This is a genomic window from Acinetobacter sp. BZX-2, from assembly GCF_055179795.1.
In genome coordinates this window covers 169,947-185,346 of record NZ_CM143686.1, presented here as the reverse complement: position 1 = coordinate 185,346, position 15,400 = coordinate 169,947, and the positions used below count along the sequence as shown (strand labels likewise).

The following is a 15,400-nucleotide window of genomic DNA, read 5'->3' as shown; positions in this document are numbered from 1 at the left end:
TTGCGGAGCTTGTCAAGCGTAGAACGGCTAGCTTACAACTTCCTAACAATATTCCCCAAAGAATTACACCTAAAAAATACCCTTTAATTTGTTATTTAAGGCATTCCAACCACTTACAACGCGATCAGCAAATGATCGACGGCCTGTAACTTCTGGTTCTTCAACTGCCTCTTGCATATCACTTTGACTGAATAATAATAATCCCGCTGCTGTAGCATACATCGAACGACGTAATGATGGTAAGTGCTGATCATCGGCAACAACTTGTAACGGTGGATTGCCTAAATGCGCAGAAACACCCAGTATACGACGAGCCAAGGTCACCATACCTTCAATTTGACAAACATCACCAGTCAATACAACACCATGATACAAACTTTGTAATGCACCACGTTGCTCTAGCTCATGACGCACCATGCTTAAAATCTCTTCATGGCGTGCAATAATAATTTCAGACAGCTCAATACGGCTAATGGTTTGTGGGCCATCAATTGCCTCGAACTGGATCATATGATCAGGTTTGACTTGGTGAATATCAACACAACCATGCAAAAGCTTAATTCGTTCAGCTTCTTCTGTTGTAGTTTGCAACACAGATGCAATATCACGTGTTACATTTTCACCACCACGCTGAATCGTATGCGCCAGAACAAGATGTCCTTCTATATATACCGCAATATTGGTCGTACCCGCACCAATATCAACAAGGCAAACACCATACTCTTTTTCATCTTTCAGCAAACTTGCTTCAGCCGTCGCTAGACATGACACCACCATTTTCTCTACAGAAATATTGGCACCTTTCATGGCACGATCTAAGTTCTGCATCGTGCTGATTGGCATCATCATCAATTGATAATGCGCAGTCATACTGTTTGCAGACAAGTTAATTGGATTCTGCACCCATTCAGATGAATCATCCAGCTCAAAACCCAAAGGCACAGCACTTGCTAAATAATGGTCAGCGGTCATATGACTGGCCTTTGCAAGCTCTAAAGCACGTACCACTTCCGTTGTCGTAATCGTATGTTCAGCATTCGAAATTGGAGTACGCCCGATAGCATAATGGCTTTGTAATTCAGTACTCGGAATTGAAACCCATGCCGAATGTATGCGACATTCTGCCATGTCTTCAGCTTCTTGAACGGCTTGTTTGATTGCATTTGTAACTTTATCAAGGCTAACAATTTTGCCTTTATTCATTCCCTTATTGCGTGCACTAGCCATGCCAATGACCTGAATATGATCAGGGGCATGTACTTTTCCAATCAGTACTGAAACTTTATGTGTCCCAATGTCAATTGCAACAACTGAGGGAACAGCTTCATTCATCACATCACTACCATTATCTTGATTGTTTATGTTTTGGCTTAATGCCTCTTTTTCCAAGCCAACTATTATGGCTTCGCAGTCATCCCACCTGCAACGCCTATGTCATTACTCGTTACAACAAATTGACCATTCACAATTTTTGGTGAAACTGAATTTCTCCATTGAATTGCTAGACCATTTCGGTAACGCAAATCAATTGCAGAAATATTTGACCAAATCGGCTTGAGGTCTGTTTGTGCTAAATGACTTAAGCGTTGAAGCTTACTCATCGTCTGATCTTGATCGACAATAACCCGTAGACCTGAATCAAACTGCATAAACCACGTCATTCGTTCAGTGAGATATAACTCTTTTAAACGTATATTAACTGGGTGAAATAATTGATTAATTTCATTATAGCGACGCATCATGACTTTGGATTGGCTGAGCGGTCCGTGAAGCAATGGCAGATTTGAATGATTTTTCGCCGTTACTTCTGTGTAGACATCTCCAGCATCACTCAATAATCGCCCTGTTCCCCAACGGGCAATCGCATGACGCGGCATAACGCGCACTCGAATACCATTTGGCCATGCCCGTGATACTACAACACGATCCACCCATGATACTTCAAGTGTTTTATCTCGGATTTGTTCTAAATCCGAAGTGAAATAATTCGCCTTCACAACAGGTGCTAAATGTTGTGACATAAACTGGGTTTCTGCCGTTGAATTTGTTCCAACCACTTCTAGGGTTGCAACTCTTGCATCGGTAACGACTTTATAAAATCCGTATATTCCTGCAAGCAAGACAACAACAGCAACCAACATGAGTAACCAACTCCCCACGTTCAGAAGCTTATCCTTACGTGTAGGAGGTTTATCATGGATCGATGTAATCGCTGCGCGTTTACGGCGCATTGAAGCAGGAAGTTGAGCCATAAACTTAGTGTGCTTGTTCCGTTAAAGTTTGCTCAAGAATAGCAACACACAATTCATCAAAGCTATAACCCACTGCTTTCGCTGCTTTTGGTACGAGGGAATGACTGGTCATACCTGGAACAGTATTCACCTCTAACAACCAAAATTGACCTTGCTCATCAAGCATTGCATCAATACGGCCCCAACCACTTGCACCTACAGCCTGAAAAGCACGTAAACACAATTCTTGTAGACGCTTCTCTTCCGACTCGCTCAAACCACATGGAATACCATATTCCACATCATTACGAGTATATTTCGCTTCATAATCATAGAAGGCAACATCTGCTGGTGGTTGTAAACGAATCACAGGCAACGGCAAACCATTCAAGAATGAAATCGTATATTCACGACCTGTAATCCATTTTTCAGCCATCACAACTGCATCATGCACAGTCGCTTTATCAATAGCCGCAGCCAGATCTTCAGCTTTTTCAACCTTACTCATACCGACACTTGAGCCTTCATGTACAGGTTTGATAATTAAAGGTAAACCAAGGCTGTCGATCACTTCTTTTAAATCTGAATCTTTACTGATAATACGATACGGCGCTGTCGGTAAATCAGAACCTTGCCAAATTTGCTTGGTTTTGACTTTGTCCATACCAATGGCAGAACCTTGCACACCCGTACCTGTATAAGGCACATTCATCCATTCCAACGTGCCTTGAATTTGACCGTCTTCACCACCACGACCGTGCAAAACAATAAATGCACGATCGTAGTTTACAAGTTCTGTCACACTACGCTCTTTCGGATCGAAGCCTTCAGCATTCACACCCGAACGTAATAATGCTTCTAGTACAGCTTTACCACTATCTAATGACACCTCACGCTCAGCAGATTTACCACCAAGCAATACCGCTACCTTGCCGAATTTAGAAGCATTTGACACGTTTAAATCCTTAAACTTATAAGTTAGTCAATTCAAATTACGAGATTAAGCGCATGATTTATGCGCTCAACCGAATTCATTATTTTAAATAAAGTTGGTTCTGCGCTAATTCTAGCGAAATTGCTCCAACGTTACCCGCACCTTGTGTTAATAACAAGTCATTTGCTTGTAACACTTTTTGTATCACGTGCTGCAAATTGCCTTCTACAGGATCAATTAGAATCGGTTCAACTTCTCCACGCAAACGAATACTGCGTGCTAATGAACGGCTATCTGCACCAACAATCGGTTTCTCACCTGCAGCATAAACCTCTAACAATAACAATTGATCAACTTGTGACAACACATCTACAAAATCATCAAAACAATCACGTGTACGACTATAACGATGAGGCTGGAACAGCATCACTAAACGACGATCAGGGTGGCTGGCACGTGCAGCTTTAATGGTCGCTTCCACTTCTTTTGGATGGTGACCATAATCATCCACCAACTTGACATTCCCTTCACCCAGTTCAAACTCACCTTGAACTTGGAAACGGCGTCCAACACCACTAAAGCTTTCCAATGCACGTGCAATCGCAGCATCAGATACACCCTCATCTGTCGCAATACCAATCGCCGCCAATGCGTTTAAAATATTATGTAAGCCTGGGAGGTTAATCGTTAAACGTAGTGGTTCACGACCTTTACGTAATACCGTAAAGCTTGATTGCATGCCTGTTTGGTCAATATCTACCGCACGAATATCGTTATCTTCATTAAAACCGTAAGTCACTACTGGACGACCGATACGTGGCATGATTTCACGAATATTTGCATCATCACCACAAACGACAGCTAGACCATAAAACGGCATTTTTTGTAAGAATTTTACAAAGGTATCTTTCAAAACATCGAAACTGCCGCCATAGGTATCCATATGATCTGCATCAATATTGGTGACAATCGCAGCCATAGGCTCTAAGTATAAGAATGACGCATCAGATTCATCGGCTTCTGCAACAATAAAACGACTCGCACCCAATGCAGCATTGACACCTGTACGATTCAACAACCCACCAATCACGTAAGTTGGATCCATATTTTCTTCAGCCAACATACAAGTCACTAAACTTGTTGTGGTGGTTTTACCATGCGTACCCGCAACTGCGATCCCATGACGGTAGCGCATAAGCTCACCGAGCATTTCCGCACGACGCACTACAGGAATACGGTTTTCAATGGCTGCTTTGACTTCTAAGTTTTCAGGGTCAATCGCTGTTGAAACAACTAAAACGTTTGCATCTTTGATGTTTTCCGCAGCATGTCCAATAAAGACTCGAATCCCATTTTCTTCAAGTTTTGCAGTTGTTTTAGATGCTTTAATGTCTGAACCCGAAACTTTATAGCCTTGGTTTTTCAACACTTCTGCAATACCACACATCCCTGCGCCACCAATACCCACAAAATGGATATGTTTGATACGACGCATTTCAGGAATTTTAATCAGGCTTTTTGCTTTATCAGCTGGGCTTGTTGGAGACATAATCAACTCTAACTTACAAATCTTGAATTAAACCAACCACACGCGCTGTTGCGTCTGGTTGAGCTTGTTGACGAGCTTTTACCGCCATTTCCATCAATAATTGACGGTTCATCAACGGGGTTAATACATCTTTTAACGACTCTGGCGTCATGCTACTTTGCGGGCAAATTTTCGCTGCGCCTGTTTTCTCTAAAAATTTTGCGTTGGCAGTCTGATGATCATCCACAGCACTTGGCAAGGGAACAAAAATCGCAGCTACGCCGGCTGTTGCCACTTCAGTGACGGTTAACGCACCTGCACGGCAAATAATTAAATCTGCATTGCTATAAGCTTGTGCCATATTTTCAATAAATGGTTGCACTTCAACCTGTAAGGTTTCAGGTGCATCGGTATATAAAGCTTGGGTTGTTTCTTGCTTGTTTTGCCCACACTGATGAAATACTTTTAATGGTACATTGAGCTGTTTTAACGCTTGTGGCACACACTCATTCAGCGCTTGCGCACCCAAAGAACCACCAACGATCAATACATGTAACGGCTCACCTGCATTTTCACGTTCTTTATAACGAAAAGATGGATTGTAAATTGCCGTGATTTCTGCGCGTACTGGATTACCCGTCGTTACCACTTTTTCGCTTTGAGGAAATGTATTTGGAAATGCTTCACAAACTATTTTTGCTACACGAGAAAGTTGTGTATTGGTAAACCCTGCCACTGCATTTTGCTCATGGATAATCACTGGAATGCCCAATAAGCGTGCAGCTAAACCACCCGGCCCTGCAACATAACCACCAAAGCCTGCAACAGCATCGACTTTGAGTTGTTTCATATAACGCATTGCGCTCAGTGTCGCTCTTAAAATTTTAAACGGCGCACCCAGCTTTCGAATAATACCGTTACCTCGAACACCTTGAATATCAATTTGGTAAATTGGAATATCGTGTTGATGTAATAATCGATTTTCCATGCCCGTTGGTGTTGCCAACCAAGACACCTGACAGCCTTGTTGTTGCAATTCTTTTGCAACTGCAAGCGCAGGGAATACATGTCCACCTGTTCCTGCTGCCATCATCATGACGTGTTTTGGTGTGCTTTGTTGAGGTTTGGTCACGGTCTAATTCTTCAATTCAAAAATAAATGTTAACGAATATTTAAAAAACCAATTGTAATCACAAACGGCTATAGGGGAAAAGTTTATTTACTTTTTTTCACCAAGCGCTTGATTGTTTTTTTCTACTGATTTGAGAGTTTAAACTACTTTTATCATTAATCTGCTAAAAATTGTTTAACTATTCGTTATTTTTTATATTCCACGCATATTTAACACGTTGATAAGCATACAGCGCTTGATCAAAACGCTGTATGCTTTTAGTTGAAATTTACAATTTAAAAATCATTTTAAGATGCGTTTTAAATTAAATCGGTTTACCAGCTTCTAAAACATCAAATAAATCATCTGCAATCGATGTTCCAAATTGTGCATCAATCTCACGGATACAAGTTGGACTGGTCACATTAATTTCAGTCACATAATTTCCAATCACATCCAAGCCAACAAAGACTAAACCTTTTTCTTTTAAGAATGGCCCAACTTTTGCTGCAATCGCTTTATCATTCTCAGTCAATGGACGAGCTTCACCTAAACCACCAGCAGCCAAATTACCACGCACTTCCCCATTTTGAGGAATACGTGCTAAGCAATAAGCAATCGGCTCACCATTGACCATCAAAATACGTTTATCACCTTCCACAATTTCAGGAATATAGCGTTGCGCCATGATTGGCTGCGTACCATTTTCAGTTAAAATTTCAATGGTCGAACCGATATTCACGCCATCTTGATACAGTCGGAAAATGCCCATTCCACCCATACCATCCAAAGGTTTCACAATCACATCGCCATGTTCTTTCAAAAACTCACGAATTAAACTTTGTTGTGATGTAACCAGTGTTGGAACTTGTAATTCGGGAAATTGTGTCGCAAAAAGCTTTTCATTACAGTCACGCAGGCTTTGTGGTTTGTTAATAATCCACGAACCTTCACGTTCTGCTTGTTCTAAAATATAAGTGGTATAGACAAAATTCATATCGAATGGTGGGTCTTTACGCATCAATATGACATCATAAGAAGCGAGTGATTCTTTGGTTCTTTCACCCAACTCATAATAATGATTGTAATCTTCAAAGACTTTTAACGGTGAAATAAGACCAAAAGCTTTGCCTTGATCGATATATAAGTCTTGTTGCAATGCATAGCCTAGCTCATGTCCACGGCGTGAAGCTGCCCAAAGCATAGCCATAGTCGAGTCTTTTTTAAGGTTTACATTTTCGATGGGATCCATCACAACAAGTACGCGCATATTGATGCTCTTATAAAATTTTGGATTGCATGCAGTATAGCGGAGATTCTGGTTTTCTTTTTCTAAATTTCGCTAAACTGTTCGCAATTATTGTGAAGAAGTTATAACGATATGCAACAAAAAATTATTGGCTTTCATTTGGATGATGAACAACATTGGGTTGCTGATCTGGCCTGTGGTCATACACAACATGTCCGTCACACGCCACCTTGGCAGAACCGTCCGTGGGTACTCACTGAACAAGGACGCAAAGAAAAGTTGGGCATGGTATTGAACTGTAAGACATGTGATTGTTTTGAAGAAAATTTAGATGATTAGGAATAAAGTGAAGTCAATATAAAATGTCCTCAAGCTTTCTAAACACATTCAAATGACATCAAAATATAAAGTACCGTAGACCATCCAGTCTCAAAATGTGAACTACAGAACAAATTTTCTACTGTAGAATGAATATGTATTGTACTTTATCTAAACACCTAAGATTTCAATATTGTAGATATTGGCAAAAACCATACATTAGTTTTATAAAAAATAAACAACCGAAGATATCAAATACATGAGTAATTTTATGTCTAATTCAAATCATCAATCCGAGATTAAAACCTATTACAATGAACTTGCTCAAAACTACGATGACAACCGTTTTAACAATAGCTATGGACGATACTTAGACCAGCAAGAAAGAAGCTTCCTTTCTCGAATATTAAAAGATGTTCCTTCTGAAAAATGCATGGATATCGGTTGTGGAACAGGACGCTTACTTGATTACGCACATTATGGTGTAGATTTCAGCCCTGAAATGTTGAAAGTGGCTGCACAAAAATATCCGCATAAAATACTTTTAGAAGGAAGTTTGACCGATATTCCGATTGAAAATAATGTCTTAGAAATAATTTATAGCTTTCACGTCATCATGCATCAAGATATTGAAACAACGAAAAAATTCCTTAATCAGGCACATCAAAAACTTAAACGTGGTGGAAAGCTTATTTTTGATTTTCCATCTGCTCAACGCCGAAAAATCGTTAAACATCAGCAAAAAGATTGGCATGCAGCCAATCAAATGACGCTGTTGGATATTGAAAAATTAGTGGGTTCACAATGGAAAATTAGCATAAGTCAGGGCTTTTTATTTTTCCCAATTCATCGTATTCCCAACACTTTACGTCCCGTATTTAGGCATTTAGATCATTTGATTTGTCGTTCATTGTTTAAAGAATATGCCTCTTACTTAGTCGTAGTTTTAGAAAAACAATAATGCGTTCAAATAAGAAAAAGGAAAGCATATGAAACAATATTTACCTAAATCGTGGAAATTACTTTATCAATTGCTGCGCAGGTATTGTCATGAGCATTTATTTTCTAAGCACAATTTTGCTTTAAAGCATGAACAGTCTTGGCAAACTCAATATCAAATCTCGACGCAGCAAGAGATTAAGATCAATCAATATTTTGACAACAAAGCGCATAATATTGACTTAACCATTCAAGCCTTACACGGCTTAGTGATTGAACCCAATCAGACCTTTTCTTTTTGGCATTTTGTCAAAGCGCCCACACAGAGAAACCAGTATAAAATGGGACGCAATTTAATTCAGGGCAAAGTCACTGAAGATATTGGCGGTGGGATCTGTCAAATCTCTTGTTTGCTCTATATCAATGCATTGAAAACAGGTTTAAGAATTATCGAAAGACATGCTCATTCTGTTGATATTTATCAGGAACATGAACGATTTACACCTTTAGGCAGTGATGCAAGTGTAGTTTATGGTTATAAGGATTTGCAGTTTCAAAATAGTTTAAATTTTCCTATCCAAATTAAAATATTAAGACAACACAATCAATTGCTTGCACTATTTGCGACCAAACTCCCTACACGAACTTATTTATTAGATTTTGTTGTTGAAGATTTCGAACATTATCGAACGGTCAATACCTATGCTGACCATAAACATATCGCAAAAGACAAATATCAATTGCCGAGTCATTTAGACCAATATTGATCTTATTGGTTTTTTTTCTGTTGAATATTTTCAATTATATATCGATCGGCAGTGCGTGGGTCACGTGGTAAATCAAGTCTTACTCGACAACCTAAATCAATATCATCTTTCTCAAAAACAATAATTTCAGCGTTTAATTCAATCGGGCGACCTGTTTCAAAATCCGTTTGTTGTAAATTTCCACCCAATAATTCAGCATATCTTTTTTCTAAACGGCCAATGGTTAAATCTTGGATCATCACTTTAATTGAATATTGCTGATTTGCACATTCAGGCTCACGTTGTACGCGTGCTTTTCTTAAATACCCTGTTTCAGATGCTCTTAACATCAGTGCATTGATCAATTTTTTTTGTGTATTGGCATTGATGTTTAAGACCAATTCAAATTGTTCTAAACCCTTCCACTGAAATGGGTGCTGGCGAAAATACATATCCCGTTCAAATTGATAGCGTTGCCAACGCCGTTGATCGACATGTTTGGCAAAAACGATACCAAGGGCGATAACAGCGATAATGATCACTAAAATTAACATTGACGGTCGATATCCATTCTTAAATGAACCATAAAAATAAGGAGCATGTGCTCCTTATTTTATCTAATTTTATAATTTATACACCATATTTCACGCGGTAGGCTTCCATTTTTGCTAGCGCTTCTTTCTCATTTTTTGCATCTAAATAATTCATAAGATCTTTCATGGTAATCAACGCATGCACAGGAATTTCTAATTCTTTTTGAACTTCTTGAATAGCAGAATACTGACTTTGACCTTTTTCTTGACGATCTAAAGCCACCAATACTCCTGCAATCGTTGCACCTGCATTTTTAAGAATGGTCACCACTTCACGAATGGCCGTTCCCGCAGTAATCACATCATCAATAATCCACACTTTTTTGCCTTCTACCGAAGCACCGACCAACACACCGCCTTCACCATGATCTTTAGCTTCTTTACGGTTAAAGCCCCAAGGCACACTCACGCCATGGACTTGTGACAGGGCCACAGCAGTTGCTGCAACAAAAGGAATCCCTTTATATGCAGGGCCAAAAATCACTTCAACATTGTTACATTGTGTGAGTTTATCTGCATAACCTTGAGCTAAAAGCGATAATGCTTCACCATCGTTGAGTAAACCTGCGTTAAAAAAATAAGGACTCACACGACCTGATTTTAAAGTAAACTCACCAAATTTAAGCACACCTCGTGATAATGCGAGTTCGATAAAAGCTTGCGGGTTAAACTGAGCTGGCGTTGACATGAGGTGCTCCAAAAATTCATACATTGAGGTTATGACTGCACATGATACCAAAGAGTAGCTATCCAAGTGATCAAAAAATTTTAAGAGTCGTCTCAATCAACGTAAACGGTCTGCGTTCATCTGTGACTAAAGGACTTCTTGAATGGATGGAAAAATCAGATGCGGACGTCATCTGCATACAAGAAAGTCGTATTACCCATGAGCAATGGACAGATAAATTTAAACCCGAAGGTTGGTTTACCCATTTATTCCCTGCTGAAAAATCAGGTTATGCAGGTACAGCAATTTATAGCCGCCTGCCCTTCAAATCTGTGCACAATGGTCTAGGGTTTGAACTTGCAGACTCACAAGGTCGCTTTATTACGGCTGAATTTGATCTAGGTTTAGACAAGCCTGTGCATATTTGTTCTTTGTATCTACCTTCGGGTTCATCTGGTGATGAAGCCCAAGCACGTAAAGATCACTTTTTGGAAGAATATACCAAGATATTAAAACAATGGCGTGATGAAGATAAATCAATCATCGTTTGTGGTGACTACAACATTGTGCATAAACGCATTGATATTAAAAACTGGTCGGGGAATCAAAAATCTTCAGGTTGCTTACCACATGAACGTGCATGGTTAGACCATATTTATGATGATTTAGGTTATGTAGATACATTCCGCGAAGTTCGCACTGAAGCTGAATTGTACTCTTGGTGGTCAAATCGTGGACAAGCGCGTGCGAAAAATGTCGGTTGGCGAATTGACTATCAAGCGTGTTCACCTGATTGGAAAGCACGTACCGTCAATGCTTGGGTCTATAAGGATGAATGGTATAGCGACCACGCCCCTGTGATCATTGATTATACGATTTAAATTTCAAAAATCACGCTATTGAGTTTACACTTGTAAACTCAATATGCGCTAAAATCTCACAAAACTTGTCGTGTTATCTTATATTCTCTTCATGCAAATAAGCGCATTATAGCTTCACGGCACAGGGACATTGTCAGGATGACAGCAAAAGGATAGGACGCCGTAGGATGAAAGAAAATAAATATTTTTATATTTGTTTTCCAAGGATGTGACATTGGACGTTGTACTGAGACCCGCATAATCAGGATGATTTGATGCGGGCTTTCTCTTTTTTAAGCCACCATTTTATAAAAATAACTATTTTCAATTTAGCTATTTCTTTTGCTGTGCTCATTTATCTAAAATTTAAGCTTAAAATATGAAAGCTTTATGACAATCGCTACATTCGTTAAAATATACTACCCATTCTCATACATTTTTCATTGGCAAATTTGCTATTCTTTCAGTCAAATCAGACAATTAAATACTTAGGTTTAAATATGCTTAAAATTTATGGAATCAAAAACTGCAACTCAATGAAAAAGGCTTTTGACCTATTGACTGAACTTGGTTTGAGTTATGAGTTTCATGACTATAAAAAACAAGGTATCGATGCGGAAACAATCAAAGTTTGGTTAAAACAGATTCCACAAGATATTCTTTTAAATAAAAAAGGCACAACCTGGAAAAAACTCAGCGAACAAGAACAACAACTCGCTCTTTCAAGCCAAGAAGAATTGATTAAAGCGTTAACCACACACAGCAGCTTAATTAAACGCCCTGTGATCGATCAAGAGGGGCAATTTATAGTTGGTTTTGATGAAGATAAAATCAAAGCTTTAAACTAGTGAATAAAATAATCAGGTTAAAAACAAAAACCCGATCAATCGATCGGGTTTTTGTTCAAACGCAATTCGATTAGTTGGCACGAACCCAAGTTTGGTTACGACCAAGCGCAGCAATACCAATATAACCACGTAATTTCAACTGATTACCAGCAAGCTCGGCTTTTAATTTATAAGTCTTACCATTTTTTGGATCTAGAATAGAACCATTATCATAGTTTTTACCACCAACGTTCTTCAATCCAGTCACAATAGTTACGCCTTTTAAAGACTTATTGTGGTAAGGACCTTCACATTTAACACAAGCATTTTCTTCACCAGGTGTTAACACATTTTGAATGGTTGCATTCAGCGTTCCATTTTTCTGTTCTGTGAATTTCACAACTGCTTTAGGTTGTTTCGTTGTATCGTCAATTGTTTTCCACACAGTTCCATTTAATGGATCTGCAGCATTTGCGAAAACTGTTGCAGATAGTAATCCTAGTGCAAGAGCAATTTTTTTCATTGTTTTGTTTTCCCTAGTCATTTATGACACTATATAGTATTAAAAACTCACAGCCAATTAGCAATTTTTGTCTGTGACTATATAGTGTACCCTTGTAAGAATTGTTGGTAAATCCACAAAAATAATGATCAAATTTCAAAAAAATGGAAGAAACATGAAGATTAATCCTGCCTTGAAACAATATTTTACAGAATCGATTCTGAAAGCGAGCTTTAAATACCCAAGCCGATTTAATCTTTCACCAAGTACCATGCGTTTTAGCATAGAACAACTTTCTCGCATCTTTCCGCAACGTAAAGATGTTCATATTCGCAATTTACGAATTGCAGGCGTTCGTGCTGAAGAAATCAAACCTCAGGCACACGCCACACAAATGATTTTACATATCCACGGCGGCGCTTTTTTTGTGGGTTCTTTAAATACACATCGTGCTTTTTTATCTGAAGTTGCGGCTAGAACTCAAATGCAAGTCTTACATTTAGATTATCCACTTGCACCAGAAAATCGTTTTCCTGAGGCAGGAGATGCTATTTATGATGTCTATCAACAACTTTTAGATCAGGGTATTTTACCTAAAGACATTATTATTTCAGGTGATTCATGTGGCGCAAACTTAGCATTGGCATTAGTTTTGAGAATAAAAGAAGAAAATAAGCAACAACTTCCAAGTGGTTTGATTTTGATGTCACCTTTTTTAGATTTGACACTCACAGGTGAATCCATGCGTTATAACCAAAAGCATGATGCATTATTATCCATAGAAGCACTTGAAACGGGTATAGAACACTATGTACCTAAACATTTAGATCGCTCTTTAGCTCCGCTATCGCCTATTTTTGGTGATTTTGAAGGACTTCCACCGACTTTAGTCCAAATTGGTTCAAAAGAAATTCTTTTATCAGATGCACAACGGTTCGAAGAAAAAGCAAAAGCAGCACATGTTAAAGTAGTTTACAAACTTTACACGGGGATGTGGCACAACTTCCAAATGTTTAGCCCTTGGTTTGATGAAGCAAAACGTTCACTTGCAGATCTGGCTGAATTTGCCCATCACCTTGATCGTGATTAATAACGAAGAAGCTGATCGTTATAATATTTTAATTAAAAATTGTGATATATAAATCATATATTTATATATCACCTTACCGAAATTTATTTATATATCAAAACTTAACTAAAATAGTGAGTCATCATTTTATTTTAACAATAGATTTAATTTTTTAATAAAATTATATTAATAATCAATTATTTAAAAACTCAACATTAAACATAATAAACAACTTCCATTATGATTATATTTTAAATCTATTATTTAGCCTTCCTAATCCCTTTTAATTATTCATTTTTACTGAAAATCTCATCACAATTTTGACTATAATGAATATATCTATCAATATTTTACAAAAAGTTTAATTTGAAACCCAATCAATTAATTGCTACATTTGTACAGCAACACAATAAAAATCGAGTGTACGGGTGGGAAAAAGATGCGAAATAAGGTTTATTCAAACAGACGCCGTAGAATTCACTCATTATTCAATCAAGTATTGAAAACGTCGTTTATTTCTAAATTAATGGGGAAAAATCAACTCGTTAATCACTTAGAAATAGACTCAGTGACGGGTATTTACAATCAATTTGCGATTAATAATTATCTCAAAGAATTGCACCCGCAACCTGAGGCAAATTTTGGTATTATTTTATTAAGCATAGATAATCTCAAGCAAGTAAAAGAAAAATATAACCAAAAGACTGCCGATAAAGCTTTGATTTCAACGGCGCAGCAATTAACACAGCATATTCGTGATACGGATTTAGTTGGCCGTTATAGTGAATCTGAATTTATTATTATTCTTGGAGACGTGACACAGGATCAAGCGGTTGGTATCGCTGATCGGCTCACAAAATTAATCAATAAAAATGCACTAAAAGCAAACCGCAAAAATGTTTCATTGAAAGCCAGTTGCGGTGTATCTGTTTCAGTAAAAGATTCTATCAGCGATCAAGTTCTTCAGCAGGCAGATCAAGCTTTATATCTCGCAAAAACCAATGGCGTTAGTTTTTATTCAAATACTCGCCTTTTGTCTTAATATACTGCTCTACCCTAAAATAAGTTTATATATGAATGACTTATTTTAGGGAATCCTCCCGCTTTGAAATATTTTTTGAAGATCAAGCTTAAATGATCAATATCAAATTATGCTGAATATCTAATAAATCTATACTCATACAAAATAATATACCAACCCTTTAAATTCTAATAAGTTCACTATTTTTTATTTAATTTACAATAAATTAGATAAATTTTTCAAAATATAATACTCTGCGATTTCAACACCATTGTTCTGTTTAGCTTATCTTTTATATACACAATCAAAGCAAACTGTATATAATTCCATCACTATAATTAAATTTACTTAATCAATTGAAAATAAATTTTTTTATTGTTTTTCCAAATTTTAAATGGATTGAAGAGAAATGGCTTTTTTCAACACAAAAAAGAATAAATTCCTCAAAAAGCTACAAAATCAATTTAATTCACACATCATTATGAATTGGAGCAATGTCCATAAATGTATGCTTGTCCTGATGCTTACTTTAGGTATGCATTTTCTATGGATTGGCTGGAAATTATTTATTATTACAAATCCGATGCTTTGGCAATGGGTTGATTTACCTTTACTGAAATCACAAATTTATTTCAATATTTATGCTGCTATTCTTGTTTCCCATCTGATTGTTTTTTGTTATTTTTTTCAAAAAGAAGTATGGGCAAATACCATCCTGCCTCATATTGTTCTTGCTGTTTTTGTGAATGTGTTACTTATTGATGGCTTTTTGGTTGGTATTTACAGCCCCGCCACTATTTTTGCA

At 37.6% G+C, this 15,400-nt stretch carries 16 protein-coding genes; 7 read left to right on the top strand and 9 right to left on the bottom strand.

Features of this window, described 5'->3' with window-relative positions; translation table 11 throughout:
• Positions 1 to 69 precede the first annotated feature (69 nt).
• The 6 genes from ftsA to gshB form a co-directional block, all read right to left on the bottom strand.
• Positions 70 to 1,332, bottom strand: coding sequence for a cell division protein FtsA (ftsA, locus tag ACY45D_RS00860; protein ID WP_463108043.1), 1,263 nt, complete (start codon positions 1,330 to 1,332; stop codon positions 70 to 72).
• Between the two features lie 65 nt (positions 1,333 to 1,397).
• Positions 1,398 to 2,252: a cell division protein FtsQ/DivIB gene (locus tag ACY45D_RS00855; RefSeq protein ID WP_463108042.1), complete on the bottom strand. Its 855-nt coding sequence runs from the start codon at positions 2,250 to 2,252 to the stop codon at positions 1,398 to 1,400.
• Positions 2,253 to 2,256: 4 nt separating this feature from the next.
• Positions 2,257 to 3,186 carry a D-alanine--D-alanine ligase gene (locus ACY45D_RS00850; protein ID WP_463108041.1) on the bottom strand — a complete coding sequence of 310 codons (930 nt, stop codon included), beginning with the start codon at positions 3,184 to 3,186 and terminating at the stop codon, positions 2,257 to 2,259.
• A gap of 79 nt (positions 3,187 to 3,265) precedes the next feature.
• A complete protein-coding gene (murC, locus tag ACY45D_RS00845) occupies positions 3,266 to 4,714 on the bottom strand; it encodes a UDP-N-acetylmuramate--L-alanine ligase (RefSeq protein ID WP_463108040.1) in 1,449 nt (482 codons plus the stop codon).
• 13 nt (positions 4,715 to 4,727) lie between these two features.
• Entirely contained in the window at positions 4,728 to 5,825 is a 1,098-nt protein-coding gene (gene murG / locus ACY45D_RS00840; RefSeq protein ID WP_463108039.1) for an undecaprenyldiphospho-muramoylpentapeptide beta-N-acetylglucosaminyltransferase, read from the bottom strand.
• 304 nt (positions 5,826 to 6,129) lie between these two features.
• Positions 6,130 to 7,074: a glutathione synthase gene (gene gshB, locus ACY45D_RS00835; protein WP_463108038.1), complete on the bottom strand. Its 945-nt coding sequence runs from the start codon at positions 7,072 to 7,074 to the stop codon at positions 6,130 to 6,132.
• A gap of 111 nt (positions 7,075 to 7,185) precedes the next feature.
• On the opposite strand from gshB, the gene ACY45D_RS00830 reads away from it, so the two are divergent.
• From ACY45D_RS00830 to ACY45D_RS00820, 3 genes are all read left to right on the top strand, one after another.
• Positions 7,186 to 7,392, top strand: a complete 207-nt coding sequence (locus tag ACY45D_RS00830) for a DUF3565 domain-containing protein (RefSeq protein ID WP_463108037.1) — start codon at positions 7,186 to 7,188, stop codon at positions 7,390 to 7,392.
• 250 nt (positions 7,393 to 7,642) lie between these two features.
• Positions 7,643 to 8,332, top strand: coding sequence for a class I SAM-dependent methyltransferase (locus ACY45D_RS00825; protein WP_463108036.1), 690 nt, complete (start codon positions 7,643 to 7,645; stop codon positions 8,330 to 8,332).
• A 28-nt stretch (positions 8,333 to 8,360) separates the two neighbouring features.
• Positions 8,361 to 9,077 (top strand): VanW family protein, encoded by a 717-nt coding sequence (locus ACY45D_RS00820; protein ID WP_463108035.1) that lies wholly within the window; start codon positions 8,361 to 8,363, stop codon positions 9,075 to 9,077.
• 2 nt (positions 9,078 to 9,079) lie between these two features.
• Here ACY45D_RS00820 and ACY45D_RS00815 read toward each other — a convergent pair whose 3' ends face one another.
• Both ACY45D_RS00815 and pyrE read right to left on the bottom strand, forming a co-directional pair.
• Positions 9,080 to 9,610, bottom strand: coding sequence for a hypothetical protein (locus tag ACY45D_RS00815; RefSeq protein ID WP_463108034.1), 531 nt, complete (start codon positions 9,608 to 9,610; stop codon positions 9,080 to 9,082).
• A 76-nt stretch (positions 9,611 to 9,686) separates the two neighbouring features.
• A complete protein-coding gene (pyrE, locus tag ACY45D_RS00810; protein ID WP_463108033.1) occupies positions 9,687 to 10,337 on the bottom strand; it encodes an orotate phosphoribosyltransferase in 651 nt (216 codons plus the stop codon).
• 41 nt (positions 10,338 to 10,378) lie between these two features.
• Here pyrE and ACY45D_RS00805 point away from each other — a divergent pair, with 41 nt between their 5' ends.
• The gene (locus tag ACY45D_RS00805) at positions 10,379 to 11,197 is read left to right on the top strand and encodes an exodeoxyribonuclease III (protein ID WP_463108032.1); all 819 of its coding nucleotides are present in this window, start codon (positions 10,379 to 10,381) and stop codon (positions 11,195 to 11,197) included.
• Positions 11,198 to 11,676: 479 nt separating this feature from the next.
• Entirely contained in the window at positions 11,677 to 12,024 is a 348-nt protein-coding gene (locus ACY45D_RS00800; RefSeq protein WP_463108031.1) for a Spx/MgsR family RNA polymerase-binding regulatory protein, read from the top strand.
• Positions 12,025 to 12,094: 70 nt separating this feature from the next.
• Here the strand turns inward: ACY45D_RS00800 and ACY45D_RS00795 are convergent, their stop codons facing one another.
• Entirely contained in the window at positions 12,095 to 12,526 is a 432-nt protein-coding gene (locus ACY45D_RS00795) for a DUF2147 domain-containing protein (protein WP_010112304.1), read from the bottom strand.
• 154 nt (positions 12,527 to 12,680) lie between these two features.
• Between ACY45D_RS00795 and ACY45D_RS00790 the strand changes: the two genes are divergently transcribed.
• Both ACY45D_RS00790 and ACY45D_RS00785 read left to right on the top strand, forming a co-directional pair.
• A complete protein-coding gene (locus ACY45D_RS00790) occupies positions 12,681 to 13,595 on the top strand; it encodes an alpha/beta hydrolase (RefSeq protein WP_463108030.1) in 915 nt (304 codons plus the stop codon).
• Between the two features lie 418 nt (positions 13,596 to 14,013).
• Positions 14,014 to 14,616 (top strand): GGDEF domain-containing protein, encoded by a 603-nt coding sequence (locus tag ACY45D_RS00785; RefSeq protein WP_463108029.1) that lies wholly within the window; start codon positions 14,014 to 14,016, stop codon positions 14,614 to 14,616.
• Positions 14,617 to 15,400 lie beyond the last annotated feature (784 nt).

Excerpts from the sequence above, each read along its gene's own strand:
- ACY45D_RS00825 (WP_463108036.1), top strand. The coding sequence starts at position 7,643 with ATGTCTAATTCAAATCATCAATCCGAGATTAAAACCTATTACAATGAA.
- ACY45D_RS00790 (WP_463108030.1), top strand. The coding sequence starts at position 12,681 with ATGAAGATTAATCCTGCCTTGAAACAATATTTTACAGAATCGATTCTG.
- ACY45D_RS00820 (WP_463108035.1), top strand. The coding sequence starts at position 8,361 with ATGAAACAATATTTACCTAAATCGTGGAAATTACTTTATCAATTGCTG.
- ACY45D_RS00815 (WP_463108034.1), bottom strand. The coding sequence starts at position 9,610 with ATGTTAATTTTAGTGATCATTATCGCTGTTATCGCCCTTGGTATCGTT.
- murC (WP_463108040.1), bottom strand. The coding sequence starts at position 4,714 with ATGTCTCCAACAAGCCCAGCTGATAAAGCAAAAAGCCTGATTAAAATT.
- ACY45D_RS00800 (WP_463108031.1), top strand. The coding sequence starts at position 11,677 with ATGCTTAAAATTTATGGAATCAAAAACTGCAACTCAATGAAAAAGGCT.
- ACY45D_RS00855 (WP_463108042.1), bottom strand. The coding sequence starts at position 2,252 with ATGGCTCAACTTCCTGCTTCAATGCGCCGTAAACGCGCAGCGATTACA.
- pyrE (WP_463108033.1), bottom strand. The coding sequence starts at position 10,337 with ATGTCAACGCCAGCTCAGTTTAACCCGCAAGCTTTTATCGAACTCGCA.
- gshB (WP_463108038.1), bottom strand. The coding sequence starts at position 7,074 with ATGCGCGTACTTGTTGTGATGGATCCCATCGAAAATGTAAACCTTAAA.
- ACY45D_RS00785 (WP_463108029.1), top strand. The coding sequence starts at position 14,014 with ATGCGAAATAAGGTTTATTCAAACAGACGCCGTAGAATTCACTCATTA.
- ACY45D_RS00795 (WP_010112304.1), bottom strand. The coding sequence starts at position 12,526 with ATGAAAAAAATTGCTCTTGCACTAGGATTACTATCTGCAACAGTTTTC.
- ACY45D_RS00805 (WP_463108032.1), top strand. The coding sequence starts at position 10,379 with ATGATACCAAAGAGTAGCTATCCAAGTGATCAAAAAATTTTAAGAGTC.
- ftsA (WP_463108043.1), bottom strand. The coding sequence starts at position 1,332 with ATGAATGAAGCTGTTCCCTCAGTTGTTGCAATTGACATTGGGACACAT.
- ACY45D_RS00830 (WP_463108037.1), top strand. The coding sequence starts at position 7,186 with ATGCAACAAAAAATTATTGGCTTTCATTTGGATGATGAACAACATTGG.